General features: G+C 65.4%; 26 protein-coding genes. 9 read left to right on the top strand and 17 right to left on the bottom strand.

Annotated features, from left to right (window positions below; all coding sequences use genetic code 11):
- Positions 1 to 39: 39 nt before the first annotated feature.
- Positions 40 to 969 carry a phosphatase PAP2 family protein gene (locus tag BLJ79_RS01285; RefSeq protein WP_071212851.1) on the top strand — a complete coding sequence of 310 codons (930 nt, stop codon included), beginning with the start codon at positions 40 to 42 and terminating at the stop codon, positions 967 to 969.
- On the opposite strand, the gene BLJ79_RS01280 is transcribed toward BLJ79_RS01285, so the two are convergent.
- The 6 genes from BLJ79_RS01280 to BLJ79_RS01255 all read right to left on the bottom strand — a co-directional run bounded on the left by BLJ79_RS01280 (position 924) and on the right by BLJ79_RS01255 (position 7,240).
- Entirely contained in the window at positions 924 to 2,123 is a 1,200-nt protein-coding gene (locus BLJ79_RS01280) for an MFS transporter (protein WP_071212850.1), read from the bottom strand. The two genes, BLJ79_RS01285 and BLJ79_RS01280, sit on opposite strands and share 46 nt — an antisense overlap.
- 21 nt (positions 2,124 to 2,144) lie before the next feature.
- A complete protein-coding gene (locus BLJ79_RS01275; protein ID WP_071212849.1) occupies positions 2,145 to 2,981 on the bottom strand; it encodes an MBL fold metallo-hydrolase in 837 nt (278 codons plus the stop codon).
- A gap of 150 nt (positions 2,982 to 3,131) precedes the next feature.
- Positions 3,132 to 3,332 (bottom strand): hypothetical protein, encoded by a 201-nt coding sequence (locus tag BLJ79_RS01270; protein WP_071212848.1) that lies wholly within the window; start codon positions 3,330 to 3,332, stop codon positions 3,132 to 3,134.
- Between the two features lie 211 nt (positions 3,333 to 3,543).
- Positions 3,544 to 4,977 (bottom strand): dihydrolipoamide acetyltransferase family protein, encoded by a 1,434-nt coding sequence (locus tag BLJ79_RS01265; protein WP_071212847.1) that lies wholly within the window; start codon positions 4,975 to 4,977, stop codon positions 3,544 to 3,546.
- On the bottom strand, positions 4,974 to 6,074 hold the full coding sequence (locus BLJ79_RS01260) for an alpha-ketoacid dehydrogenase subunit beta (protein ID WP_071212846.1): 1,101 nt from the start codon (positions 6,072 to 6,074) through the stop codon (positions 4,974 to 4,976). Before BLJ79_RS01260 ends, BLJ79_RS01265 begins: the two co-directional genes overlap by 4 nt.
- On the bottom strand, positions 6,071 to 7,240 hold the full coding sequence (locus BLJ79_RS01255) for a thiamine pyrophosphate-dependent enzyme (RefSeq protein WP_071212845.1): 1,170 nt from the start codon (positions 7,238 to 7,240) through the stop codon (positions 6,071 to 6,073). Before BLJ79_RS01255 ends, BLJ79_RS01260 begins: the two co-directional genes overlap by 4 nt.
- A 215-nt stretch (positions 7,241 to 7,455) precedes the next feature.
- Between BLJ79_RS01255 and BLJ79_RS01250 the strand changes: the two genes are divergently transcribed.
- Together BLJ79_RS01250 and BLJ79_RS01245 are read left to right on the top strand one after the other, a co-directional pair.
- Entirely contained in the window at positions 7,456 to 7,905 is a 450-nt protein-coding gene (locus BLJ79_RS01250; RefSeq protein ID WP_071212844.1) for an Lrp/AsnC family transcriptional regulator, read from the top strand.
- Positions 7,906 to 7,968: 63 nt separating this feature from the next.
- Entirely contained in the window at positions 7,969 to 9,264 is a 1,296-nt protein-coding gene (locus tag BLJ79_RS01245; RefSeq protein ID WP_071212843.1) for an MFS transporter, read from the top strand.
- On the opposite strand, the gene BLJ79_RS23885 is transcribed toward BLJ79_RS01245, so the two are convergent.
- Positions 9,261 to 9,734, bottom strand: a complete 474-nt coding sequence (locus BLJ79_RS23885) for a helix-turn-helix transcriptional regulator (protein WP_139194686.1) — start codon at positions 9,732 to 9,734, stop codon at positions 9,261 to 9,263. The two genes, BLJ79_RS01245 and BLJ79_RS23885, sit on opposite strands and share 4 nt — an antisense overlap.
- A 104-nt stretch (positions 9,735 to 9,838) precedes the next feature.
- Here BLJ79_RS23885 and BLJ79_RS01235 point away from each other — a divergent pair, with 104 nt between their 5' ends.
- From BLJ79_RS01235 to BLJ79_RS23220, 3 genes are all read left to right on the top strand, one after another.
- A complete protein-coding gene (locus BLJ79_RS01235) occupies positions 9,839 to 10,837 on the top strand; it encodes a zinc-dependent alcohol dehydrogenase family protein (RefSeq protein WP_286135227.1) in 999 nt (332 codons plus the stop codon).
- Between the two features lie 50 nt (positions 10,838 to 10,887).
- Positions 10,888 to 11,220, top strand: a complete 333-nt coding sequence (locus BLJ79_RS01230) for an ArsR/SmtB family transcription factor (RefSeq protein WP_071212840.1) — start codon at positions 10,888 to 10,890, stop codon at positions 11,218 to 11,220.
- A 323-nt stretch (positions 11,221 to 11,543) separates the two neighbouring features.
- Positions 11,544 to 11,906: an iron chaperone gene (locus BLJ79_RS23220; protein WP_071212839.1), complete on the top strand. Its 363-nt coding sequence runs from the start codon at positions 11,544 to 11,546 to the stop codon at positions 11,904 to 11,906.
- Positions 11,907 to 12,073: 167 nt separating this feature from the next.
- Here the strand turns inward: BLJ79_RS23220 and BLJ79_RS01220 are convergent, their stop codons facing one another.
- The 9 genes from BLJ79_RS01220 to paaA all read right to left on the bottom strand — a co-directional run bounded on the left by BLJ79_RS01220 (position 12,074) and on the right by paaA (position 19,174).
- Positions 12,074 to 12,595, bottom strand: a complete 522-nt coding sequence (locus BLJ79_RS01220) for a GrpB family protein (RefSeq protein WP_071212838.1) — start codon at positions 12,593 to 12,595, stop codon at positions 12,074 to 12,076.
- A 109-nt stretch (positions 12,596 to 12,704) separates the two neighbouring features.
- Positions 12,705 to 13,130, bottom strand: a complete 426-nt coding sequence (locus BLJ79_RS01215; RefSeq protein WP_071212837.1) for a GNAT family N-acetyltransferase — start codon at positions 13,128 to 13,130, stop codon at positions 12,705 to 12,707.
- 470 nt (positions 13,131 to 13,600) lie between these two features.
- Complete coding sequence (locus tag BLJ79_RS01210; protein WP_139194663.1) at positions 13,601 to 13,921, bottom strand: hypothetical protein; 321 nt, start codon at positions 13,919 to 13,921, stop codon at positions 13,601 to 13,603.
- Positions 13,922 to 14,468: 547 nt separating this feature from the next.
- Positions 14,469 to 15,248: an enoyl-CoA hydratase/isomerase family protein gene (locus tag BLJ79_RS01205; RefSeq protein ID WP_071213227.1), complete on the bottom strand. Its 780-nt coding sequence runs from the start codon at positions 15,246 to 15,248 to the stop codon at positions 14,469 to 14,471.
- An 87-nt stretch (positions 15,249 to 15,335) separates the two neighbouring features.
- Complete coding sequence (gene paaE, locus BLJ79_RS01200) at positions 15,336 to 16,532, bottom strand: 1,2-phenylacetyl-CoA epoxidase subunit PaaE (RefSeq protein ID WP_071212835.1); 1,197 nt, start codon at positions 16,530 to 16,532, stop codon at positions 15,336 to 15,338.
- Positions 16,529 to 17,014 carry a 1,2-phenylacetyl-CoA epoxidase subunit PaaD gene (paaD, locus tag BLJ79_RS01195; protein ID WP_071212834.1) on the bottom strand — a complete coding sequence of 162 codons (486 nt, stop codon included), beginning with the start codon at positions 17,012 to 17,014 and terminating at the stop codon, positions 16,529 to 16,531. Before paaD ends, paaE begins: the two co-directional genes overlap by 4 nt.
- Before the next feature lie 16 nt (positions 17,015 to 17,030).
- The gene (paaC, locus tag BLJ79_RS01190; protein ID WP_071212833.1) at positions 17,031 to 17,891 is read right to left on the bottom strand and encodes a 1,2-phenylacetyl-CoA epoxidase subunit PaaC; all 861 of its coding nucleotides are present in this window, start codon (positions 17,889 to 17,891) and stop codon (positions 17,031 to 17,033) included.
- Entirely contained in the window at positions 17,888 to 18,181 is a 294-nt protein-coding gene (gene paaB, locus BLJ79_RS01185; protein ID WP_071212832.1) for a 1,2-phenylacetyl-CoA epoxidase subunit PaaB, read from the bottom strand. The genes paaC and paaB overlap by 4 nt, the downstream gene beginning before the upstream one ends.
- 3 nt (positions 18,182 to 18,184) lie before the next feature.
- Positions 18,185 to 19,174: a 1,2-phenylacetyl-CoA epoxidase subunit PaaA gene (paaA, locus tag BLJ79_RS01180; protein WP_071212831.1), complete on the bottom strand. Its 990-nt coding sequence runs from the start codon at positions 19,172 to 19,174 to the stop codon at positions 18,185 to 18,187.
- A gap of 638 nt (positions 19,175 to 19,812) precedes the next feature.
- Here paaA and BLJ79_RS22725 point away from each other — a divergent pair.
- A complete protein-coding gene (locus BLJ79_RS22725) occupies positions 19,813 to 20,094 on the top strand; it encodes a hypothetical protein (RefSeq protein ID WP_139194662.1) in 282 nt (93 codons plus the stop codon).
- Positions 20,095 to 20,331: 237 nt separating this feature from the next.
- Positions 20,332 to 20,988 (top strand): DUF4386 family protein, encoded by a 657-nt coding sequence (locus BLJ79_RS01175; RefSeq protein WP_071212830.1) that lies wholly within the window; start codon positions 20,332 to 20,334, stop codon positions 20,986 to 20,988.
- 93 nt (positions 20,989 to 21,081) lie between these two features.
- On the opposite strand, the gene BLJ79_RS01170 is transcribed toward BLJ79_RS01175, so the two are convergent.
- A complete protein-coding gene (locus BLJ79_RS01170) occupies positions 21,082 to 21,510 on the bottom strand; it encodes a DoxX family protein (protein WP_071212829.1) in 429 nt (142 codons plus the stop codon).
- A 411-nt stretch (positions 21,511 to 21,921) separates the two neighbouring features.
- Between BLJ79_RS01170 and BLJ79_RS01165 the strand changes: the two genes are divergently transcribed.
- Positions 21,922 to 22,557 carry a polysaccharide deacetylase family protein gene (locus BLJ79_RS01165; protein ID WP_286135226.1) on the top strand — a complete coding sequence of 212 codons (636 nt, stop codon included), beginning with the start codon at positions 21,922 to 21,924 and terminating at the stop codon, positions 22,555 to 22,557.
- Positions 22,558 to 22,662: the final 105 nt, after the last annotated feature.

The raw sequence follows: 22,662 nt of genomic DNA, 5'->3' as shown, positions 1-22,662 counted from the left end.
CCGGGCCACCGGCAAGGATTGTGTGAAACCCTGTTGGCAATGAGTTTTTCCTCCAAGCCCCCGCCCAGCCAATCAACGGGCAGCGCCCTGCTCCCCTGGTACGGCGCGTTGGTGCTGCTGGCTGCCCTCTTTTGGGCCTGCTACAGCTTCTTCGTGATGGCCAAGCTCGGCCAATGGATCGACGAGGCGGCGTTGCTGGGCGGCGAGGCGTTCCTGGCTGCGGACAAGACCCGGGGCCCCGCGCTGGCCTTCCTGGACCACATGCCGGCGGCCTCGGCGCTGCTGGCCGGCGGATTCATCGTCTTCGCACTGGTTCGCAGGCGCGATTTCCTGCGCCCCGCGGTGGCCGGGGCCCTGCTGCTGGGTGCCGCCGGATCCACCCAATTGCTCAAGCATGTGTTGCTGGTGCGGCCGGATTTGAACATTTCGGGCGCCTCGATGAACTCGTTCCCCTCGGGGCACACGACGTTCGCCGCCGCGGCCATGGCCGCGATCTTCATCGTCGCCCCCGTGGCGCACCGTCCGCCGGTGGCCCTGCTGGGCTGGGCCTACGCAGCGGTGGCCGGGGCCTCGACGCTGGTGCTGGGCTGGCACCGCCCCAGCGACGTGCTTGCCGCCTACCTGGTGGTTGCCTGGTGGAGCGTGCTGGCCGGGCTGTTCCTGCGCCATGCCCACGGGAGCGGTCCCGGACCCCGCACCGCGGCCGCCGGCTCCAGGTCGGTTCCCGAGCGGCTCTTGCGCGCCTCAGCGGTGGTGGGCGCCGTGGCTGCGGCAGCGGCACTGGGACTCGCGCTGGCCATGGACCACCCGGCGATCGGTACCGTGGGGAACGGCGCCCTGTTCGTCTTCCTGGCCGTGGGCCTGGCATTGGTCCTGGGCACCGCCATGGTCACGGGCTGGTTCATTCATGAGCTTTTTGCCCGTTACGGGGCACCCATCCGCCGCCGGTTGGTCCGGGGAATGAAATAACCGAAGATCCCCGCGCCCAGCAGCGAGATCCCGCCGATCGCCATCACCCCGGCGCCCAGCGTCGCCACGGCCACCAGGACCGAGAGCAGCACCGGTCCGGCCATGGCGCCGGTGTCGGACATCAACCGCCACAGCCCCAGGAACTTGGGCCGTCCGGCCACCGGCGAGTAGTCGGCTCCCAGCGTCATCACGATTCCCGAGCCGATGCCGTTGCCGAATCCCAGCACCATGGCCACGGCCAGCATCGTGGGCATGGAGTGGGTCAGCGGCAGCAGGAACAGCGCCAACGACATCACCGCCATGCAGGGCACCGCGACCCAGGCCCGTCCGCGCTTGTCCATGACCTTGCCCGCGGGGTAGAAGATCAGCATGTCGATGGCCCCGGAGAACCCGTAGACCAGCGAGATCGTGGCCGCGTCCAACCCGATGCTTTCGCCCCACAGGGGAAGCACGACCTGGCGGGTTGAGCGCACCGCGGAGATGCAAACGATGCCCAGCCCGATCCCCAGCAGGATCCGCCACTGGTCCTTGGCAATGGAGAGCATCGATCCCCCGGCGCGGCTTTGGCCCGCTTCAACCGGCGCCCGGGTCTCCAGGTCCGGAATCCACAGGCACACGACCGTGGCAATGGCCATTGCCACCATGCCCACCCAGTAGGCCCCGGCGATGCCGAGCCACTTCATGGCCAGGGTGGCGGCGAAGGGTCCGATGAACACCCCGATGCGCATCACCCCGCCCAGGGTTGACATGGCCCTGGCCCTGAATTCCAGCGGGACGGCCTCGGCCAGATAGGTCTGCCGGGCCAGGTTGAACACGGCCCCGGCCATGCCCAGCATCGTCACGCCCACGGCAAAGAGGCCGAGGTTCGAGGGGACGATGCCCAGCACCATGCCCAGGGCCGCCCACCCTGCAGCGAAGACCATGGCCAGCCGTTCACCCACCTTCGTGGTCAGCACCGCGGCGGGGACATTGGAAACCAGGGAGCCCACGCCGACCAGCGTGACGACCAGTGCGGCCGTGGCCAGGTTGGCCCCGCGGTCCAGGGCGGACAGGGCAATAATGGGCGTGACCGCACCCAGCCCCAGTCCGTACAGCAGGGAAGGTGAATACACTTTCACCGCGATCCTACGCAGGCTGAAAGTTTGTGCACTCATGTGTTCATCCTACTGAACGGGCTATGGCATGGTTTTACTCAGCCTTTGCAGGAAGATCGTGGATTGTTCGGGGCCGTAGGGCAGCACTTCCAATTGGTGGGCGGTGGGGTCGAAGCTTCCGGTCGGCCAGGAGCGCACGATGGTTTCCCCTTCCAGGATTGCGGCCAGCATTTCGCGGTGCTGCCGGCGCACGAATTCCAGGTCCACCGGGTTTCCGTGCCCGGGCACCACCACCACATCGTCGTCGCATTCGCGCACGAGCCGGCCCAGCAACTCCGCCCACAGATAGGGGTTCGAATCCTCGAAGTTCGGTGGTCCGCCCTCCTCGACCAGGTCGCCGGTGAACAACACCTTGCCGCAGCGCACCAGAAGGTCTCCGCTGGTGTGCCCGGGGCCCAGGCCAAAGAGCTGCGCGGTGACATCGCCAAGCTCCAGCGTGCCCCCGGTTTCCGCGACGATGTTGCCCGGCACGACGATGCCCGAGTGGTCTCCCTGGCGCAGGGCCATTTCGGGTTCCAGGAAGCGCACCAGCTGGCGCTCGAACTCCCCGTTGCGGCGCAGGTGCTCGATTGCCGCTGCCGTGGCGTGGAAGTTCTCAACGCCCTGCGCGGCAAAGTAGCCGTTGCCAAAGACGTGGTCGCCGTGGGCATGGGTGTTGACCACAAGCAAGGGGAGGTCGGTGATCTTGCGGATGGCCGCATACAGGCCCTCCGCTTCCCGCGGCCCGGAGCCGGTGTCGATGACAGCGGCGCGGTCCTGGCCCACGATCAGGCCGGTGTTCATGGAAAATCCGTGGTTGAGCAGTCGCCAGCAATGCGGGGCAAGCTGTTCCACGCTGGGTACCAAGGGCTGCTTCATGGCGGTTCCCCGTTTCCTCGGTGCCGGGCGGTGCCGGTGTTTTGGCGATATCCACATTCTGCATGAAAATCGGTCCGGGCAAAACCGATTCCCCGGAGGCCGCAGGGGCATGCCGGGGAATCGGGTGGCACCACCGTGGAACGGCAGGTGCTAGGGAACGGTGATCTTGATCTTCCCGAAGGGGACGGTCTCGTCAACGAAGGCCTGTTCGGAATGGCCGCCGAGTCCGCGGATGTGAACCCCGTACTTGCCTTCGGCCATGGACTCCCGGAAGATCGGCATGACCGTTTCGATGTGGAGTTCGTCCTTGCCTACAAGGTAATGCTCGTATTCAGCAGGTAGCTTTTCCATGGCATCAGGATAGTTGGTCGCCGCCGCTTTCAATAGGGGGTGGTGGGAAGCTGATCCGGGCCTCGGCCAAGGCGGTTGGCGATGGCGAGGCGAATCACGTGCCAGCGGCAGCATCCCTGCGCCCCGGCGGCGGATGCGCAGGTGCCCGCGGCGCGGTTCCATGAGGAACCTCTCGCCGCGGGCACCTGCTAGGCCGCGATACGGGAAACCGCTACAGGTCCGCCAGGACCGAGGCCGGGTTTTCCATTGCGTCGGCCACGAAGCGCAGGAAGCCGGCGGCCGTGGCGCCGTCGCAAACCCGATGGTCGAAGGCCAGCGTCAACTCGGTGACCTTGCGGACCGCGAGCTCGCCGTCCACGACCCAGGGCTTGTCGATGATCCGCCCGACGCCCAGGATCGCAACTTCCGGGTAGTTGATGATCGCCGCGGAACCGTCGACGCCAAAGACCCCGTAGTTGTTCAGGGTGAAGGTGCCGCTGGTGAGCTCGGCGACCGTGGCCTTGCCGGAACGGGTGACCTCGGTCAACCGTGCCAGTTCGGCATTCAGCCCGCGGGCGCTGAGCAGCTGGGCGTTGCGGATGGACGGGACCATCAAGCCCCGTTCTGTCTGCGCGGCAATGCCCAGGTTGATGCCCTCGAAGCCCACAATCTCGGCTTCACCCTGCGCGTTGTGCTCGATGCGGGAGTTGAGCGCCGGGTACTTCTGCAGCCCGGCAACCACGAAGCGCGCAATGAAGGCCAGCAGCCCCGGGGTGTTGTCCGGGTCGGTTCCCTTCATGGCCGAACGCATCCGCACCAGGTTGGTGGCGTCCACGTCCACCCAAACCGTGGCCTCGGGGATCTCGCTGCGCGACCGGCTCATGGCCTGGGCGATGGTCTTGCGCACGCCGTTGATCGGGGTCCTGGTGGAAATTCCCAGGCCCGAGCGCGCATCGATTCCGCCCTCGGCCCCGGATGCCGAGGCAGCCTCGCGCGCCGGTTCGGCGGTCGGTGCCGCGGCCTGCGCCACCGGCGCTGCCGTGGTTGCGGCGGCAGCCGCCTCGATGTCCGAGCGCAGGACCAGCCCGCCGGCACCACTGCCGTTGAGCGTGGCGATGTCGATGCCGTGGTCCCGGGCCAGTTTGCGCACCAGTGGCGAGATCACCAGAGGGGCGCGGCGCGGCACGGCGGCGGGCACCCCGATGGCGGTGGCCGGTGCGGTGCCGGCATCGGTGCGCGGGCGGCGCTTGCGTGCCTTGGCCGAGAGCCCCTCCGGGGTTCCGTAGCCGATAAGCACGTTGCCCGAACCTTCGCTCGCCGGGGCCTTGGTTCCGGCTCGTTCCTCCTCGCGGTAGCTCTGGGCGACCTCGCGTTCCGGGATGCCGGACTTGGGTTCCACGGCGGGCGCCGCCGGGGCGACCGCGCCTTCCTCCAACACCGAAAACAGCGGGGAATCCACCAGCACCATTTCGCCGACGGTGCCGTGGAGCTCATGGACGGTTCCGGCGTAGGGGCTGGGCACCTCCACCATCGACTTGGCGGTTTCGACTTCCGCGACGGGTTGGTCGATGACGATGGTGTCGCCCACGGCAACCAGCCATTTCACCAGCTCGGCCTCGGTCAATCCCTCGCCAAGGTCCGGCAACAAAAAGGTCTTCACGCTCATGCCCCTTCTTCCCATTGCAATGCATCCACGGCATCCAGGATGCGGTCAACGGATGGCAGGTAGTACTTCTCGAGTTTCGGGGCCGGGTACGGGGTGTCGAATCCCGTCACGCGCAGCACCGGAGCAGCCAGCGAGTGGAAGCACCGCTCCTGGATCCGGGCGACGATCTCGCTGGAGACCGAGGCGAAGCCCGGCGCCTCGGCGATAACCACCGCGCGCCCGGTCTTGCGGACGGACTCGCAGATCGTTGCGTCGTCGAGCGGGACGATGGTGCGCACGTCGATGACCTCGAGGCTGCGGCCCTCCAGGGCTGCTGCCTCGGCCGCGGCCATCGCGGTGGACACCGAGGGACCGTAGGCGATCAGCGTCGCGTCGGTGCCCGAGCGGGCCACCGCGGCGCGCCCCTCGGTCGGTGGCACCGCATCCGTCTCGTGCGAGAGCCGCAGCGCCTCCAGGTCCACCTGCTCCTTGGTCCAGTACAGCTTCTTGGGTTCCATGAAAATGACCGGGTCCGGGGAGTCGATGGCCTCGCGCAGCATCAGGTACGCGTCGCGCACCGTGGCCGGGGTGAAGACCTTCAGGCCCGGGGTGTGGGCGTAGTAGGACTCGGAGGAGTCGCAGTGGTGCTCCACTCCCCCAATGCCGCCGGCATACGGGATGCGGATGACCATCGGCAGGGGCATCCTGCCCTTGGTGCGGTTGTGCATCTTGGCCACGTGCGAGGCGATCTGCTCGAAGGCCGGGTAGGCGAAGGCGTCGAACTGCATCTCGATGACCGGGCGCATGCCGTTCATCGCCATGCCGATGGCCATGCCCACGATGCCGGACTCGGCCAGCGGGGTGTCGAAGCAGCGCCCGGTGCCGAAGCGCTTGGTCAGGCCGTCGGTGATGCGGAAGACCCCGCCCAGGACCCCGACGTCCTCGCCGAAGACCAGGACCGAATCCTCCAGTGCCATGGCGTCGGCCAGGGCGCTGTTCAGCGCCTTGGCGAAGGTGACCGGCTGGGTCCCGGCGTCGGCGGTGCGTGCCGCGGCTGCGGCGGTGGCGGCTGAAACGTTGCCGTTGGCCGCCGAAGATGTGGTTGCCGTGGGGCTCATTTTGCGTCCTCCTCGCGGGCGAGTTCGTCGGCGAGCATCGCAGCCTGCTCGGCCATCTGGGTGGTGGGTGTCGAATAGACGTGGGCGAACAGGTCGGCCGGGTCGGGAACGTTTTCCGAGTTCATGCCGTCGCGCAGGGCCGTGGCGACGGCCTCCGCATGGGCGGTGATCCGTGCCTCGGTGTCCTGGGGCAGCAGCCCGGCATCGGCCAGGTAGGTGCGCATGCGGGTGACCGGGTCCTTGTCGATCCAGCCCTGCACCTCGGAATCCTCGCGGTATCGGGTGGCGTCGTCGGCATTGGTGTGCGCCTGCATGCGGTAGGTGTGCGCCTCGACCAGCAGCGGGCCGTTGCCCTCTCGGGCCAGGCGGACCGCACGGCCCAGCACGGCCAGCAGGGCCACCAGGTCGTTGCCGTCCACGCGCTCGCCGGCCATGCCGTAGCCGACGGCCTTGTGGGCCAGGGAGGGTGCAACCGACTGCTGGGACAGCGGCACGGAGATCGCGTACTGGTTGTTCTGCACGAAGAAGATCACCGGAAGGTTGAAGACCGCGGCGAAGTTCAGTGCCTCGTGGAAGTCGCCCTCGGACGTGGCGCCGTCGCCGCACATCGCCAGCACCACGGTGTCCTCGCCGCGCAGCTTGGCCGCGTGGGCCACGCCCACCGCGTGCAAAAGCTGGGTGGTCAGCGGCGTGGATTGGATCGAGACCTTGTACTGCTTCGGGTCATACCCGCTGTGCCAGTCCCCGCGGAACCCGGCCATCACTTCCATGGGCGCCACACCCTTGGCCATCACCGCGACGGTGTCGCGGTAGGTGGGGAACATCCAGTCGTTCTCGCCCAGGCACAGGGCAGCCGCCACCTGGCAGGCCTCCTGCCCGTGGCTGGAGGGATAGACGGCCATGCGGCCCTGGCGCACCAGGGCGGAATTCTGGTCGTTGACGCGCCGGCCAATGACCAGTTGCTCGTAGGCGTCCACCAAGGCCTTGGGGCTTGGCAGCGGGTATTCGTGGCCGGGTTCGGCCCCTTGCTGCCCCGAGGGGTGCAGCTTGCCGTTGATGTCGAGCATGTGGATTTCGGTGCGCGCAGGGAGCATGTAGTCCTCGGGGGTGATCCCGAATTTGCTGCTCACCTGCTCGATTGCATCGCGTGGTTCGGTGGTCGTCACGGTTCACGCCTTTCTGGTTTTTCGGGACAAGGGCATTGGGCCATGCCCACCCAAGCGTCAGTTCTTGCCTTAAGTATGGGTATTTGGCATGAAATGTATCCAGCTTCTTGGAATATTCTGGAAAAGTGCGCATAGGATGACTACTCTTGGAGACAGATTGAAAGTGTGACCGTCGCTACATGACGGTTTTTGGACAAAGTGGAAAGAGGCATTTGATGGAGACTCCCTCGGTTCGGCTCGATGAGGTGGATCGACGGATCCTGGAGGAACTCACCAAGGACGGTCGCCAGTCAGTGACCACCGTCGCGCAAAAGGTCCATGTCTCTCGTGCGCATGCCTATTCCCGGATCAACCGGCTCCAGGACGAGGGGGTCATCACGCGCTACACCGCAGTCATCGATCCGCTTCGCGCCGGCCTGCGGGCCAGCGCCTACGTCACGCTGAAATTGCGCCAGCACTCCTGGCGCGAGCTGCGCGAGCGCCTCGCCGCGATGCCCGAGGTCCACCACATCGGCCTGGTCGGCGGGAACTTCGACGTGATCCTCCTGGTGCGCGCCCGCGACAATGTGGATCTGCGCAGGGTGATCTTTGAACAGCTCCAGGCCATGCCCGGCATACTGGACACCCAGACGTTCCTGGTCTTCGAGGATGTCGACACTCGCTAAATGCCGAAGCACCCATAGACTCTTCCCAATGGCTTGATCCGAGACGGGAGAACGGGGAGTTTCGTGGACGAGGAAACGGTGGACAAGGCGGGCGGCACCGATCCCCTGGCAGCCGAACCCGTCCAACTGCTGCGACACCGCCCCGGGTTCCCGACCTTGCTGCTGTCCATCGCGTTTGGCTCCGTGGCCTCGGGCATCCTGAACGTAGCCAACGACCTGGTCGCCATCTATGCCCTTGGCGCCACCGCCACCCAGATTGGATTCCTCAACGCCTCCGAGTCGGTGGCCTTCCTGTTTCTGGCCATCCCCGCGGGCATCATGCTCGACCGCGTCAACCGGGTGAAGACCATGATGTGGGCACAGCTGGCCTCCGGGTTGGCGATATTCTCGGTGCCGCTGGCCTGGTCCGCCGGCGTGCTGACCTACCAGCAGCTGGTGATCGTGTCGTTCCTGGTCGGAGTGGCAGGCATGTTGTGGGGCATGGGTGCCGGATCGGCGATCCCGGGCATCGTGGGACGCGATTTGGTTTCCAGCGCCTACGCCCGCAAGGAAACCGTGGACACCTCGGTGGGAATCATCTCCCCGGGAATCGCCGGCGTCCTTGTCGCCGTGATGTCGGCGCCGTTCACCCTCATCGTGGCAGGGGCCGCAAACCTGCTGGCCGCAGCAACCCTGCTGCGGGGCTTCAGGAAGAAATCCGGATCCGTCGCGTCCCCGGAAGATCCCGCCCCACGGGTCGGATTCAGGGAGTCCTTCGCCGAAGGACTCCGGTTCACCCTCAAGCACCGAACCATTCGTGCCCTGGTTTCCTCATCCGCGATCACCAACATGGGCCTGGCATTCGGTTCGGCGTTGGAGACCCTCTATTTCGTCAAGGTCCTGGGTTTCAGCCCCCAGGTCATCGGGTTGGTCATCTCGACCATCGCCGTCGGCGGATTGCTCGGCTCCCTTGCCGTTCCCTCGCTCGTCAGGAGGCTGGGCGAGAACGGGGTCTTGGCACTGTCGATCCTCAGCCTGCCGCTTACCGTTGCCGTTCTCCCCTTGGCCGCGTCCGTCCCGGGTGCAGCCATTGCCATGGTGGTGTGCCATTCGGTTCTTTACAACGCGCTAATGGTTTCCTACAACGCCACGGCCTACGGCTTGCTGGCCAAGTTCACCCCGGACGAGATGATGGGACGACAGCAAGGATTCCGGCTGGTGTTCACCATGGGGCCGGTACCCGTCCTTGGCATCGTGGGCGGATTGGCGGGCGACGCGCTGGGCCTGCAGTTGGCAATGTGGATCTGGGTGGGCCTGACCGCTTTTGCGGCGTTGCCGCTGATCTCATTGTTGCGAAGCGGGAATCGGCCCGGGAGTTAGGTTTCGCTTCCGCCCTTCGATCCCGGCGCGTAGCTAAAGACCTGCGTGAGTGGTTTTCCCAGGACATGGGCGATGAGGAAAGCGGTTTCCAGAGATGGCGAGTATTTACCTTGTTCGATGGCAATGATGGTTTGCCGGGTCACGCCGACCCGGGCGGCAAGCTCAACTTGGGTCATGTTGTTTTTTCTTGCCCTGAGCTCCCGGATGGAATTGCCGAGCTGGCCACGATTCACCACGTTTGTACGCCGCGGCGATAGCCGCCGATCTACAACCCGGCGCCCACGAGATCGGAAAGACTGGCAGAATACCGGCCTCAGGACGCTTGGTCGGCACCCAGGCGGAACACCCCGTTCGGGGCGATGCGTCGATTTCAATGGCAAGGCGGCGGCTAAAAACACGGAGCACGGAGGATGCGCTCCCGCGGCATCGGACCGCGTAGGTGAGTGCCGGGCCGGCGCCTGAACGGGCATTGTTCGATATTCATCATATTTGACGTAGATCGAAATAAGGCGAAGAATGGACGAAGCGAGGCACGGTGCCCCGCCCACACGATAGGACACATATGCGCGCCTGGATGCTAGACGACTTCGGCCTCGAGAACCTCAACCTGCACGAGATCCCGACACCCCAGCCGGCTGCCGGGGAACTTCTGGTCAAGGTCTCGGCCGTTTCGCTGAACTACCGGGACAAGGCCCTGGTGGATGGCATCTACGCACCGGAAAAAATGCCGAAGGGGCTTATCCCTGTGGCCGACTCCGCAGGAGTCGTGGCCGCCGTCGGCGCAGGCGTGACGAAATACAAGGTCGGGGACCGCGTGACCTCGCACTTCTATTCCACCTGGCACGACGGGCCGTGGTTGAACGAATACGCCGATTTCCAGACCGGCGGGCCCATCAACGGCGGGCTGGCCGAATACCAGATCCTCGGCGAGGACAACGTCGTCCCCACTCCCCGGGACATGACCGACCTTGAAGCATCGACCCTGCCCATCGCGGCGCTCACTCCATGGTTCGTCCTGCGCGAGTACCGCAAGGTGAAAGCCGGCGACACCGTCCTGGTCCAGGGCACCGGCGGCGTATCCATCTTCGCCATCCAACTCGCCTCGGCCCTCGAAGCCCGGGTGATCGTGACCTCAAGCAGCGACGAGAAGCTCCTGAGGGCTCGCGAGCTGGGGGCGACCGACACCATCAACTACCGCACCACCCCGGACTGGGCTGCCGCCGTCCTGGAAATGACCGACGGCCAGGGCGTGGATGTCGTGCTCGACGTCGTCGGCGGCGACGGGCTGCGGGATTCGGTCCGTGCCACCAAGGGCAACGGCCTGGTCGCGGTCATCGGCTTCCTCCAGGGCCAGAGCGCCACCCTGGACCTGATGGACGTGATCTGGCACCAGGCCCAGATCCAGGGGATCGCGGTCGGGCACCTGCGCGCCTTCCGCGACCTGGCCACGTTCCTCGACGCACACACCATCCACCCGGTCATCGACACCGTCTACCCCTTCGAGGAAGCCCACGCCGCCTACGACCAGCTCTCCCGCGGCGCGTTCGGGAAGATCGTCATCCAGGTCAGCTAACCGGCGGACGGCGGCGACTAGTAGGATCGAAGGCTGACAGGAGGACAACCATGGCAAGAACCACCAAGATCTCGGACGAACCCGACATCGCCGACTTCGATTTCCCCCGCATCCTCGCCGCCGTCGCAGACCCCGTGCGCCTGAGCATCCTCAAGCAACTGGCCAACGCGCAGGAAGCACTGAGCTGCGGAGCCATCGAACTGCCCATCAAGGCATCCACGGCAACCCACCATTTCGCTGCCCTGCGGCAGGCAGGTGTCCTGCACCAGTACTACGTCGGCACCTCCAGGATGAACCTCCTGCGAATCGACGACATGGAGCGGGCCTACCCCGGCTTCCTGCCCTCGGTCATCGCCGGCCTGTCGGCCCACGGCACCAAGTAGCACCCGCACGCCGGCCGCCGACCGAGGCAGTGAGCGGACCGGCCACACGTGTCCAGGGCGCCAAACAAAGAACCAAGGCCATGCAACCGTTCCCCTCGGGGGCCGTCCGTGGGACACACCATGGCGGGCATTCCTCGTCCAGGTGCCAGGGTATGGCGTCCCGGAATCCGGCCTCTTCAAGGGACTGCTGCAGGATCAACTTCAGCGACCGAGGAATCCGGTCCCGCCCCAGTCCTCGTGGCGGAGGATGGGTACCGCCGCCGCGGGCCCGGGAGCGTCGTCACCGACGCGTAGCCAGGGCCGCGGATCGCTACACTCGAGTCATGGGTGAAAAAGCGAAGAACGTCGAAGAGTATCTCAAGGCGCTCGACCCCGCGGTCCGAGCCGAACTCGAACGGATCCGTGCGCTCGTCACGCAGCTCGTGCCGGACACCGAGGAAACCATAAGCTACGGGATGCCGACGCTCAAATACAAGAACCGGGCACTGGTGTACTTCACCGCGTCCAAGAAGCACATGAGCTTCTACCCGTCCTCGTGGGCGATCGAAGCGTTGAGGGACCAGCTCAAGGGCTACAAGACCACCGAACACGCGATCCAATTTACGCTGGATAAGACGCTGCCCGGCCGCTTGGTCGAAGACCTTGTTCGCGTCCACGTGCGCGAAATCGACGCCAACAGGCAATAGCCCGCTGGCGTCCCACGAGCCAGCACCGTGGTCGCGGCAAGAGCCGAACCACTGCGGGTGACCGCCCCCGGAAATTTCCCCAGGGAGGCCAAAGGGAAGATCAGTCTCTTTCCGCCAAGGAGCGCGCACCACTTCGATCGGCCACCGGGAGCACCGTTTTGAGATGGCTACCGCTGGGCAATGGCATCCGCGATAAATTGCGACTTGCCGTCGTTGTAGGCAAACCGATCGTGGCCAACCTGACCGGCGAGACTGCGTTTCAGCGCGGCGTATCGGGCGGCAAGAGCGGGATCGGCTCGAAGCCGGTCGCGGAAACGCAAGTGGTCTCGCTCCCAAGCTGACCCGCTCCCGCAGACGTGCACGTGCACTGTCCGAGGTTCTCCGGCCGGCGGGCGGAAGAAACGGTGCTCGGAAGCACGCTGCCGGAGCACGAGGCCGAGCGATTCCAGGCCGGGACGGTAGGCAGCCTCGTGGGTTATGTCGGGCACTGCTACTTGGAGGTCGAGCACCGGCTTGGCAACCAGCCCAGGGACCGCTGTCGAGCCCACATGCTCCACTGTCGCGAGCGTTGGCAAGATCGCGCTTCGGATGCGGACCGCCCATTCCGCCGCCGCTTCCGGCCACAATGGATCGCCCGCACACAGCTCCACGGGTTCCCCACCTGGCCTATCGAACCACTCGGGATGCATCGTTCAATCCTGCCACAGGCCGGCCGACACAGGCCTCCCAATCGGTCCGGATGCACCTCACCGTTCAGACCTTGACGCGCAGAAGCCTTGGCTTTGGTTCGACCCGCCGCTAGCGGAACCTGGCGAAGACACGCACCGGTCGACCGCTGAAATCGGCGCCTTCGGTCAACCCCATGGACTCGTAGAAGGCACGTTGCTGTGGCTCGTCGTCCGTGATGAGCACCATTTGGCGTACGTGGTCGTATCGCTCCAGCACCTGCTCAAAGAGGGCACGCCCCACGCCGGTTCGGTGAAGGTCCGGATGAACCAGGATGTCTTGGAGGTAGCAGATCGTTGCATCGTCGGAAATCGTCCGGGCGAGACCAACCAGCTTGCCGCCCTCGCTCCAGGCAGATACGACAAAGGAAGAACTCTTGATCGCCTGGAGGAGCACATCCGGGCTCTTGGTGTAGGCCGTCCAGCCAACAGAGTCGTACAGCGAGAGGATCTCGGCATCGGGGATGACTGGGGACGTGGACAAGGCGAATGGTGACATTGTTCCAATGTTGCACGAAGAACGATCACCTGCACCTATGTGACCGATCATCATCCCCGCCAGGATTCGGTTCGAGCCCACACCCTCCACGAAGACTCCCGTCCCACAGGCCGCTGCCCACGTGCGGAGGACGGGAATCCAGGATGCCCTGTGGCACGGTTTCTGGCGCTTCCCGCGAGAGGCCTTGGTTCTTTTCGAACTGCCGGGAGGAGTTCTCGGCGGCTTCCTCCCGGCGAGGCCGCCGAGTCGGAATAACCTGGTCCCGGGGACCCCTGTTGGAACGAAAAAATCCGACACAACTCCCACAGGGAACGCGGCGGGCCGATGGGCTGCGAAGTTCAAGGTGAGGTCGGGGACGACGTTTTCGTTCTACACGGCACCCGACGGATCCGTGGTCGCCACCGGGTCGAGGACGTTGCGACGCTTCGACCTCGGCATGCCCGCTCCTGGAGGTTTGTTCCGTCGCCGACCTACGGGCGGTCCAATGCATCGTTGTTACGCCGGCTTTTCCGGCGTTGGGACCACTTGCTCAGTGCGAGGGTGGCGAGCAGCCCAAGGCCAACCGATAGAGTCCAACGAATCAGCATGGGAACATCCGTAAACGTGTCCAACGCGATGTTTGCGGCAAGGGTGACAACGATGCTCAGGATGACGATCGGGTTGGGACGCATGGCATTGAGCATGTCAGTTCGACCGCGTTGGTGGCAACCCGGACCGTTCCACAGCGGGTTTGGTTTTCGGAAGCCCAGGCCCGGCGCGACTGCCTCTGGGTACAACCCCTGGATGGTCATAGACGCATCCGCATGACGGATTGAGAGCCACTCTGCAGGTAGCAGCACCGCAAGGCAGCCGTCCCGCCTGTGGCCAGATCGATGGCTTGCGGTAGTGCCGCTTGATTGAACCTGGATGGCGTGGTGCGCCTGCTTGCAGGTGCCACCTACCTTGCTTCCCATACCTTCCCGACCTCGAGAAGGCATGGGTTGTCTGCCACATGGCGCTTTCCATGGGCTCCCGCGGAGGCCATGTCCATGTCTCCAAGGTGGCCCACCTGGTTGCCGCAGTGGGCAAGCGCCGCGTCCAGCGCGAACATGGACATGGCGCAACCAAACCAATGTCTGGTCGCCTATCCATGGCTATGCTGCGTTGCTACTCTGAATTTTTCCAAGCGACCTCGTCCGGTGACCGAGTACGGCTTCCGGTGTCCCGATGAGGCATGCATCTGCCACGAGTACCGGGTTCACCGGGCCAAGGCAATCATGGCGATCAGAGCGTGCCCTGCCGGACAAAGCGACGCCCCCCGTTCGTCGCAGGGGCACCGCTTCGATTCAATCCGGAAAATCAGCCCTTGAAGGCGGGCTTCCGCTTTTCCTGGAAGGCCGCGAATCCCTCGGCGTAGTCCTCGGTCGCGCAGAGGTCGGCCTGGGCCTGGTTCTCGTTGGCCATCGAGTCCCACAGTCCCAGGCGGGCGTCGCGGATTTCGGCGACCAGTTCCTTCGAGGCACGGAACGCGCCGGTGGCTCCGGTCGCGACCTTCGCGACGATCTCGCGCGTGGTTTCCAGCAGGGACTCCGCCGGCATGGCCCGGGAGAAGAGCCCGGAGGCCACGGCGTCGGCGCCGCTGATGAGCTCGGCGGTGTAGATCAAATCCAGCGTGCGGTGCGTGCCCAGTCGCTCGGTGAACAGCCAGTGTCCTCCCGAATCCAGGGTCGCGCCCAGGTTGGCGAAGGGGGAACCGATCTTCGCGTTCTCCGCTACGTAGACAACGTCGGTGGCGATGGCCAGGCCCAGCCCGACCCCGAGGCAGGCGCCCTGCACGGCGGCGAAGGTGGGTGCCGGGAAGGAGGACATCTTGGCCAGCAGCGGCTGCACCTTCCCGCCGAGGTAGCCCATGACGTCGTCGTCCGCCGGGACGACCCCGGAGATGTCGCGCCCGGCGCAGAAGCCGCGGCCCTCGCCGCGCAGCAGCAGGGCGCGCACCTGGCCGGTTTCGACGCCCTCGGCGGCCTTGTCGTAGGCGGCTTCCAGTTCCGCCAGCGCGGCTTCGTTCAGCGAGTTCATCTTTTCGGGGGCATTGAGCACGATCTCTGCCACGCCGCCGGTGATGTTCAGTTCAATCATCTTCGGTCCGTTCACTGGGGTTTCTCGGGTCCTGCGGCAAGGATCCACCCGCGCCTCGCGGATGGATCCTTGCCGATGTGGTTATTTCTAGGCGTCGTAGTCGACCAGCACGCGTTCGGTGGTGGGGCGGGACTGGCAGGTGAGCACGTAGCCCTTTTCGACTTCGTCGGGTTCCAGTGCGTAGTTCTCGTCCATGTCCACCGAACCCTCGACGACCTTGGCGCGGCAGGTTCCGCAGACCCCGCCGGCACAGGCGAACGGGACGTCCGGGCGGACCCGCAGCGCGGCGTTCAGGATGGTTTCGCGCGCCTTGACCGGGCTCTTGACCTCGCCCTGCAGCCCGTCGAGCTTGAACGCGATCTGGTAGGTCTCGTCGGACTCGTCGATCAGCACCGGGCGTCCGATGTTTCCCTCGGGGCGGTGCGGCTCGCCGGTGGTGAACAGCTCGTAGCGGACCTTCTCGGCCGGGACGCCCTGGGCGGCGAGGTTGTCGCGCACCAGCTGGACCAGCTCGAAGGGCCCGCAGAGGAACCATTCGTCGACCTGGTCGGTGCGGATGACCGCGCCGAGCAACTTGTTCAGCTTCTCGGCATCGATGCGGCCCGAGAGCAGCGGGGAGATTCGCTGTTCGCGGCTCAGCACGTGGTGCAGGGCAAAGCGGGCCGGGTAGCGGTCCTTCAAGTCGGCCAGTTCCTCCAGGAACATCACGTCCATGGCGGCCTTGTTCGCGTAGATCAGGTCAAAGTGGACGTTCTTGTTGGCGGCCAGCACCGTGCGGGCGATCGCCATGACCGGGGTGATGCCCGAGCCGGCGGCAACCGCCACGAAGGTGTCCTCGTTTTCCACGTCGATGTCCCCGGGGTCGTTCATCCCGTTCATCTTGTGCTTGGAGATGAAGCCGCCGGTGGGGCTCATGACGTCCATGGTGTCGCCGGCCACGAGGGACTCGTTGGCCCAGGTGGAGAAGATGCCGCCGATGTCGCGCTTGATGGCCACATGAATTTCCCCGGCGGTCGGCTCGGCGCAGATCGAGTAGCTGCGGCGCAGCTCCACGAGGTTGCCGTCGGCGTCCTCCAGTTCCTTGCGCAGGGCCACGTACTGGCCCGGCAGGTAGTCGTACTGGCCCTGCAGCGCCGCGGGGACCGCGAAGGTCACTTCGATGGCGTCGGCGGTGAGCCGGCGGACCTCGGAGACCTCCAGGGTGTGGAAGGTGGTCCGGCGTCGGCCCGGGACCTCTGGATCGATGCCCTCGTTGGCGGGCAGGGAGGCAGTCGTGTCTGTCATGAGAGCACCTTGAAGTAGTCGAAGGGTTCCAGGCAGTCCTTGCATTGGTACATGGACTTGCAGGCAGTGGAACCGAAACGGGAAAGTTCCTTGGTATTGAGCGAATGGCATTGCGGGCACTTCACGGCCAGCCCCAGGGTCACCGGGCCGCGGTGGCCGGTGCCCGTGGGCGGGGCAATGCCGTAGGCCTGGAGCTTGGATTTGCCCGACTCGGTCATCCAGTCGGTGCTCCAGGCCGGGGACAGGACCAGGTTGACCTTCACGTCCCGGTACCCGGATTCCCTGAAGACGGTGCCGAGGTCCTCGGTGATTGCATCCATCGCCGGGCATCCCGAGTACGTGGGGGTGATGGTGACGACCACGGTGTCGCCCGCCAGTTCCACGTCCCGCAGGATCCCCAAATCCGCGATGGTGAGCACCGGGATTTCGGGGTCGGTGACGCGCGAGGCGATCTCGCGAAGCTCGGTGATGGTGGCAGTCATTTCTTGTGTCCTTTGCTTACCAGGTGGCGCCGGGGTGCTTGCGCGCCAGCACCTGCATCTCGGCCAGGATGAAGCCGAGGTGTTCGGAGTGCTCGCCGCGCCGTCCTCGGGCCATCGCGAACGGAACGGTGGGCAGCTCGAGTTCGGCGTCCTTCAGCACGGCCGTGAACTCTTCGTCCCAGGCGGCGCGCAGCGAGGAAGGGGCCACGGCGACGTCGCCCAGGGCGGTGTGCAGTTCCTCGTCCTCGAACATCTCCCCCACGTAGGGCCAGAGGATGTCCAGGGCATGGCGCATCCGCCGGGCCGATTCCTCGGTGCCGAGGCCCAGACGAAGGGTCCAGGCGATGGCGTGGTCGCGGTGGTAGTCGACCTCCTTGACGGCCTTGGCGGAAATCGCCGCGATGGTCTCGTCGCTCGATTCCAGCAACGCCGTGTAGAGCAGGTGCTGGTAGATGGAGATGATCAACTGGCGCACAATGGTCACGCCGAAGTCGCCGTTGGGCTGTTCGACGATGTGCAGCGAGCGGAATTCCTCTTCCTCGCGCCAGTAGGCCAAATCGTCCTCGGTCTTGTCCCAGGCCTTGGCGGCGTAGGAAAGGAAGGAGCGGGCGTGGCCCAGCTGGTCCAGGGCGATGTTGCCCAGGGCAATGTCTTCCTCGATCTCCGGTCCGCGCGAGATCCAGTGCGAGAGCCGCTGGGCCAGGATCAGGGCGTCGTCGCCCAGGCGCAGCGCATATTCGGCGACCTGCTCGGATGGCTTGTCCTGCGCGATGGCAATGTCCTCGGGGCGCAGCGCGTTGCCCGGGGTGACGCGGGTGGCCGAGGCCGTGGAGTCGCCGAAGGAGTCCAGCGAATGGTCGATGTCGTGTGCGCTCACAGGTGCTTCACGCCCTCACTCTTGGTGTAGTACGTTGCGTGGCGGTAGTCCTTGCCCTGCGGGGACTCGAAGTACATGCCCTTGGCGTCGGGGTCCGAGGCGATGATGTCGGTGCTGGCCACGACCCAGAGCGAAATGCCCTCGTTGCGGCGGGTGTACAGGTCCCGGGCGTTCTTCAGCGCCATCTCCGCATCCGGTGCGTGCAGCGAACCGGCGTGGACGTGCGAGAGTCCGCGGGAGGAACGGACGAATACTTCCCAGAGCGGCCAGGTGCCGTGTGTTTCGGTCATGATTTATGCAACCTCGGTCTTTCGAGCCATCTTTGCCGCGTACGCCGCGGCAGCTTCGCGCACCCAGGCGCCTTCGTTGTGGGCATCGCGGCGGCGCTGCAGGCGCTGCGCGTTGCAGGGCCCGTTGCCGGCGATGACGGCCTTGAACTCGACCCAGTCCAGTTCCATGTGGATCCAAGTCCCGGTTTCCGCATCAAAACGCAGCTCCGGGTCGGGAAGGGTCAGGCCCAGGACCTTGACCTGCTCGGCGATCATGCCCACGAAGCGCTGGCGCAATTCGTCGTTGGAGAAGCGCTTGATCTTCCACGCGGTGGACTGGCCCGAGTTCGGGGAATCGGAATCCGGTGGTCCGAACATCATCAGCGACGGGGCGTAGAAACGGTTGATGGCATCCTGTGCCATCTTCTTCTGGGCTTCGGTGCCGTTGGCCAGCTCCAGCAGGATCTCGAACCCCTGGCGCTGGTGGAAGGATTCCTCCTTGCAGATGCGCACCATGGCCCGGCCGTACGGGCCGTAGGAAGCGCGGCACAGCGGCACCTGGTTGGCGATGGCTGCGCCGTCGACCAGCCAGCCGATCGCGCCCATGTCGGCCCAGGAGCGTGCCGGGTAGTTGAAGATCGAGGAGTACTTGGCCTTGCCCGTCATCAGCTGCTCGTTGAGCACGTCGCGCGGGGTGCCCAGGGTCTCGGTGCCCGAGTACAGGTACAGTCCGTGGCCCGCTTCATCCTGCACCTTGGCCATCAGGATTGCCTTGCGCTTCAGCGACGGTGCCCGGGTGATCCAGTTGGCCTCTGGCTGCATGCCAATGATCTCGGAGTGCGCGTGCTGCGACATCTGCCGCGTCAAGGTCTTGCGGTATGCCTCGGGCATCCAGTCGCGCGGTTCGATGCGCGAATCGTCGGCAATGATCTGGTTGAACCGATCCTGCCCTGCTTGCTCCTCAGGAGAAAGTACCGCGGATAGCGATCCGCCGCTTTCTTGCTGTGCAGCCATAGTGCTCACCTCACTGTGACAAAGAATTATTTACTGACCGTTCGTTCAATATATGCGTCCTGCCGTCTTTTCGTCAATCGCTGGCGCGGTTTTGACTGCTTTTGTCCTGTCTCATTACAGGTGGGGCAATCTCACTACACCCGAGGCAAACACCTTTCCGTTTCATTGCATCCGAGGCATTAGCCCTCTCCTCGATTGGATGGAACCAAACGAGGGCACCTGAATCAACGATTCCAACACCAGCCGACCTCAACAAATGAACATCAACTAAAAACACCCTCGAGCCAACGGATCCTCCACTTTGCCTCACTTGCAATGAAACGGGACACCTGCCGCCGCGGCCTTGAGCACGCCAACGCACAACGCCGCCCGAACATGACGAAGAAAGTCGGCAACCAGGCCGCAGCCGCCTGGCGGATGAAGGCGCGGCGCAGAATCCCCACGCGCAGATGACGCAAAAAGTCGTTGCATGCCATCCTGTGACCGACCCGTCGCGCGGGCCCTTTCCGACGGAACACAATGGTTCATCACCGGTCGCTATCGCCCCCATTGAGCAGTTCGCCGGCGCGAGAGCGCAATCCCCCGGTTCCCGAGCAGCCAGTACTCGCACATTCCCGCACCAAAAGGAAGCCTTCCCCGTGACCAGCACAGATCCCGACGCCAGACCCGACACCGACGACCTCACAGCCCGAAAGCAAAGACAGTGGCCATGGGTCCTGGGCGCCATCGCCCTGGCCGCCGCCATCGCTGCGGGTGCGATCATCGGTTCCAACGCAAGCACCAAGCCACCGCACGCTGCTACCGGGGCAACACTGTCCGCGGGGACCGCGAGCGCTGCGGGCGCTGCGGGCGCTGCGGGCGCTGCGGGCGCTGCGGAAGGCCATCACCCCGAGCAAACACCGGCAAACGTCGCTGCCTAGGAAATCACCCTGGCACCGCATCAGGGCGACATCCAGGGCGCTTGCCGATTCGACGGTGCCGAACCGCGCAGCATTCACCGGCAAGGTCGCCAGGCCCGCTTTCCGGCACAAGCCCTGGCCCTCCCGGTGCCGGTCGGAGCCACACAGCGATCGGACGCACCGGCCAGGGCCTGCCGATTCCGCCCCGCGCCCCCGGTCCGCGGGCGGGAATAGCATGGAGCTATGGGCGTTCAAGGCATGAGCGGGACCGAGCGGTTGCTGCGGATACCCGTGGTCGTGGCGATCGTTGGCGGGCCGCTGGGTTATCTGCTCGGAGGCCTTCTGGCGCCGGCCATCCACGACTCGGGACCTGCCACCATAGCTGCGAATGCAGCGGCGAATCCGGCGGGCAACGCGATGCACCTGGCGGCATTCGTGCTGGCCTCGTTCCTCCTGCCGGTCGGCGCTGCGGGCCTGGGTTACTTGGGGTACCGGCGCAACCCGCGGCTCGCCCTCGGCGCCGGGCTGCTGGGGGTGCTGGGATGGCTGCCGTTCTCGGCGCTCACGGCCCTGGACGACCTGGCCCGGGCCATGACGCGGCATCCGGGCGCCAGGGAAAACGGCGCGTTGCTCGATACATTCACCAATGATGCGGTCATGTCCACCTACCTGGTCGTCTACGTCGCCTTCCACCTGGTCGCGTACGTGATGCTTGGCGTCATCCTGGGCCGGGGCCGGATCATTCCGCGGTGGGCGGCCTGGATGATGGCTGCCAGCAGTCCTCTGACCATTGCCGCCTTCGCTTTCCATTCAAGCGCCAGGACGGCCGTGGGCGTCGCTGCCCTGGCGCTGTTGCTCGCCGGGTCCGTGCCCGCAGCCCGGGCCATGGCCGCGCCGGCACGGGCCCGGACCTAGCGCTTGCCATACCTTGGCAGCACGCAGGAACGCCCCGGAGCACCGGGGAATTCCGGTGCCCCGGGGCGTCCCGGGTGGATTGGCGAATGCCTGTTAGGCGGCAATGCGGGACGGGATGAACCTGTCCACGGAAAGGCGTCCCGGGCCCACCAGAGCGATGGCTGCTGCGCCCGCGGCCAGGGCGAGCACGAGCTCGAAGCCGCCGGCCTCGACGAACACGCCTGCCGGGGCGTGCACCAGGAACAGTGCGCCGAGCATGTTCACGGTCAACAGCGCGGCAAAGATGCGGGTGAGCACACCGAGGACCAGGGCGATGCCGCCCACGATTTCAAGGGTTGCCACCACGGGTGCCACCACGCCGGCCGCGGGAACGCCCATCTGGCCGAACGCCGCGGTGGTCCCATCCAGGGTGAACTGGAAGTACTTCTGCCAGCCGTGCGCCGCGAAGAGGAAGCCGATGACGACGCGAAGCATCGTCCGTGCGGCGATGGCCAAGGCGGGGTTCTTTGCTGCAGTATCCATGAAAATCCTTCTGTCGTTTCGTAGCAAACCAGACATCGTCGTGGATGTCGGTCGCGTCGGACCGGTTCATCCGGTCCGCAAGCTCAAATCCACCATGACACATCTTTACTTGAATCTTCAAGTGATGTGAGATGCGCCTCGCGTCACAAAAGGAAACACCCAACCGTGCCATTCGCTCGTCCCCCGGGAAGCCGCGGCGCGGCGGCCCGCAGCAGGGGCCCTTTGCGCATTCTCGCAGGTTGGTTTGAGAGGATGGCCAGCATGATTTCTCGCTCCACGGCTTTACGTTTCATCCTTGCTCCGGCACTCGCCCTCACCTTGGCCGGTTGCGGCGCCCCGCTCAGTGCGCACTGGCAGGGGCTTCCGGGGAAAGCGCCGTCGGAACAGGGTGCAGCCACGGAATCCCCAGAGGTGACCGGCACCCCGGAGGGGCCGGACTGCGCCGAGGTCAAGTGCGTGGCCCTGACTTTCGACGATGGGCCCGGTCCCTACACCGAGTCGCTGCTCGATGTCATGGAGAAGCACAACGCCAAGGCATCGTTCTTCCTCATCGGCAAGGACGTCGCCAAATATCCCGAAGTCGTGCGGGAGGAATTGGCCAACGGCCATGAAATCGGAAACCACACCTGGTCGCACCAGGACCTCGCCAAGCTGTCCCCGGCCGCCGCCCAACGCGAACTCAGAAAGGCGGACGAGGCCATCAAGCAAGCGACAGGGGCCGCCCCGACGCTGATGCGGCCCCCCTACGGCACGATTACCGAAAGCCTGAAGAAGGCCCAGCCAGTACCCGTGGTGCTGTGGAGCGACGACACCCTGGACTGGAAGACCCGCAATACCAAGAAGACCGTCAAGGCTGCCGAGGACATCAAGCCCGGCTCCATTGTCTTGATGCACGACATCCACAAGTCCACGGTCGATGCCGTACCGAAGATCCTCGAGGACCTGGGGGCCCAGGGCTACCATTTCGTCACCGTCAGCCAGCTGATCGGCCAACCCAAACCCGGGGTCGGATACGAGACCGGCCAGAAACCAGGGACGAAGAAGTGACCCATCCGGCCAACCGCCGGTGAAAACACGAAAGCCCGCGTTGCCGCGCAGGATCCCGGAAAGGGAACCGCAGGGGCAGCGCGGGCTTTCGTCCTTATGCGTGAA

The sequence above is a fragment of the Arthrobacter sp. UCD-GKA genome (assembly GCF_001863355.1).
Classification (GTDB): Bacteria; Actinomycetota; Actinomycetes; order Actinomycetales; family Micrococcaceae; genus Paeniglutamicibacter.
This window is presented reverse-complemented; position numbering and strand designations above follow the sequence as displayed.

What these genes read in the sequence shown, in the direction of transcription:
- BLJ79_RS01230 (WP_071212840.1), top strand. Translation starts at nt 10,888, where the DNA reads ATGGCAAGAACCACCAAGATCTCGGACGAACCCGACATCGCCGACTTC.
- BLJ79_RS01280 (WP_071212850.1), bottom strand. Translation starts at nt 2,123, where the DNA reads ATGAGTGCACAAACTTTCAGCCTGCGTAGGATCGCGGTGAAAGTGTAT.
- paaB (WP_071212832.1), bottom strand. Translation starts at nt 18,181, where the DNA reads ATGACCGAAACACACGGCACCTGGCCGCTCTGGGAAGTATTCGTCCGT.
- BLJ79_RS01205 (WP_071213227.1), bottom strand. Translation starts at nt 15,248, where the DNA reads ATGATTGAACTGAACATCACCGGCGGCGTGGCAGAGATCGTGCTCAAT.
- BLJ79_RS23885 (WP_139194686.1), bottom strand. Translation starts at nt 9,734, where the DNA reads ATGCCCGTTCAGGCGCCGGCCCGGCACTCACCTACGCGGTCCGATGCC.
- paaA (WP_071212831.1), bottom strand. Translation starts at nt 19,174, where the DNA reads ATGGCTGCACAGCAAGAAAGCGGCGGATCGCTATCCGCGGTACTTTCT.
- BLJ79_RS01250 (WP_071212844.1), top strand. Translation starts at nt 7,456, where the DNA reads ATGGAGACTCCCTCGGTTCGGCTCGATGAGGTGGATCGACGGATCCTG.
- BLJ79_RS01175 (WP_071212830.1), top strand. Translation starts at nt 20,332, where the DNA reads ATGAGCGGGACCGAGCGGTTGCTGCGGATACCCGTGGTCGTGGCGATC.
- paaD (WP_071212834.1), bottom strand. Translation starts at nt 17,014, where the DNA reads ATGACTGCCACCATCACCGAGCTTCGCGAGATCGCCTCGCGCGTCACC.
- BLJ79_RS01235 (WP_286135227.1), top strand. Translation starts at nt 9,839, where the DNA reads ATGCTAGACGACTTCGGCCTCGAGAACCTCAACCTGCACGAGATCCCG.
- BLJ79_RS01210 (WP_139194663.1), bottom strand. Translation starts at nt 13,921, where the DNA reads ATGACCATCCAGGGGTTGTACCCAGAGGCAGTCGCGCCGGGCCTGGGC.
- BLJ79_RS01215 (WP_071212837.1), bottom strand. Translation starts at nt 13,130, where the DNA reads ATGTCACCATTCGCCTTGTCCACGTCCCCAGTCATCCCCGATGCCGAG.
- BLJ79_RS23220 (WP_071212839.1), top strand. Translation starts at nt 11,544, where the DNA reads ATGGGTGAAAAAGCGAAGAACGTCGAAGAGTATCTCAAGGCGCTCGAC.
- BLJ79_RS01270 (WP_071212848.1), bottom strand. Translation starts at nt 3,332, where the DNA reads ATGGAAAAGCTACCTGCTGAATACGAGCATTACCTTGTAGGCAAGGAC.
- paaE (WP_071212835.1), bottom strand. Translation starts at nt 16,532, where the DNA reads ATGACAGACACGACTGCCTCCCTGCCCGCCAACGAGGGCATCGATCCA.
- BLJ79_RS01170 (WP_071212829.1), bottom strand. Translation starts at nt 21,510, where the DNA reads ATGGATACTGCAGCAAAGAACCCCGCCTTGGCCATCGCCGCACGGACG.
- BLJ79_RS01285 (WP_071212851.1), top strand. Translation starts at nt 40, where the DNA reads ATGAGTTTTTCCTCCAAGCCCCCGCCCAGCCAATCAACGGGCAGCGCC.
- BLJ79_RS01260 (WP_071212846.1), bottom strand. Translation starts at nt 6,074, where the DNA reads ATGAGCCCCACGGCAACCACATCTTCGGCGGCCAACGGCAACGTTTCA.
- BLJ79_RS01275 (WP_071212849.1), bottom strand. Translation starts at nt 2,981, where the DNA reads ATGAAGCAGCCCTTGGTACCCAGCGTGGAACAGCTTGCCCCGCATTGC.
- BLJ79_RS01265 (WP_071212847.1), bottom strand. Translation starts at nt 4,977, where the DNA reads ATGAGCGTGAAGACCTTTTTGTTGCCGGACCTTGGCGAGGGATTGACC.
- BLJ79_RS01220 (WP_071212838.1), bottom strand. Translation starts at nt 12,595, where the DNA reads ATGCATCCCGAGTGGTTCGATAGGCCAGGTGGGGAACCCGTGGAGCTG.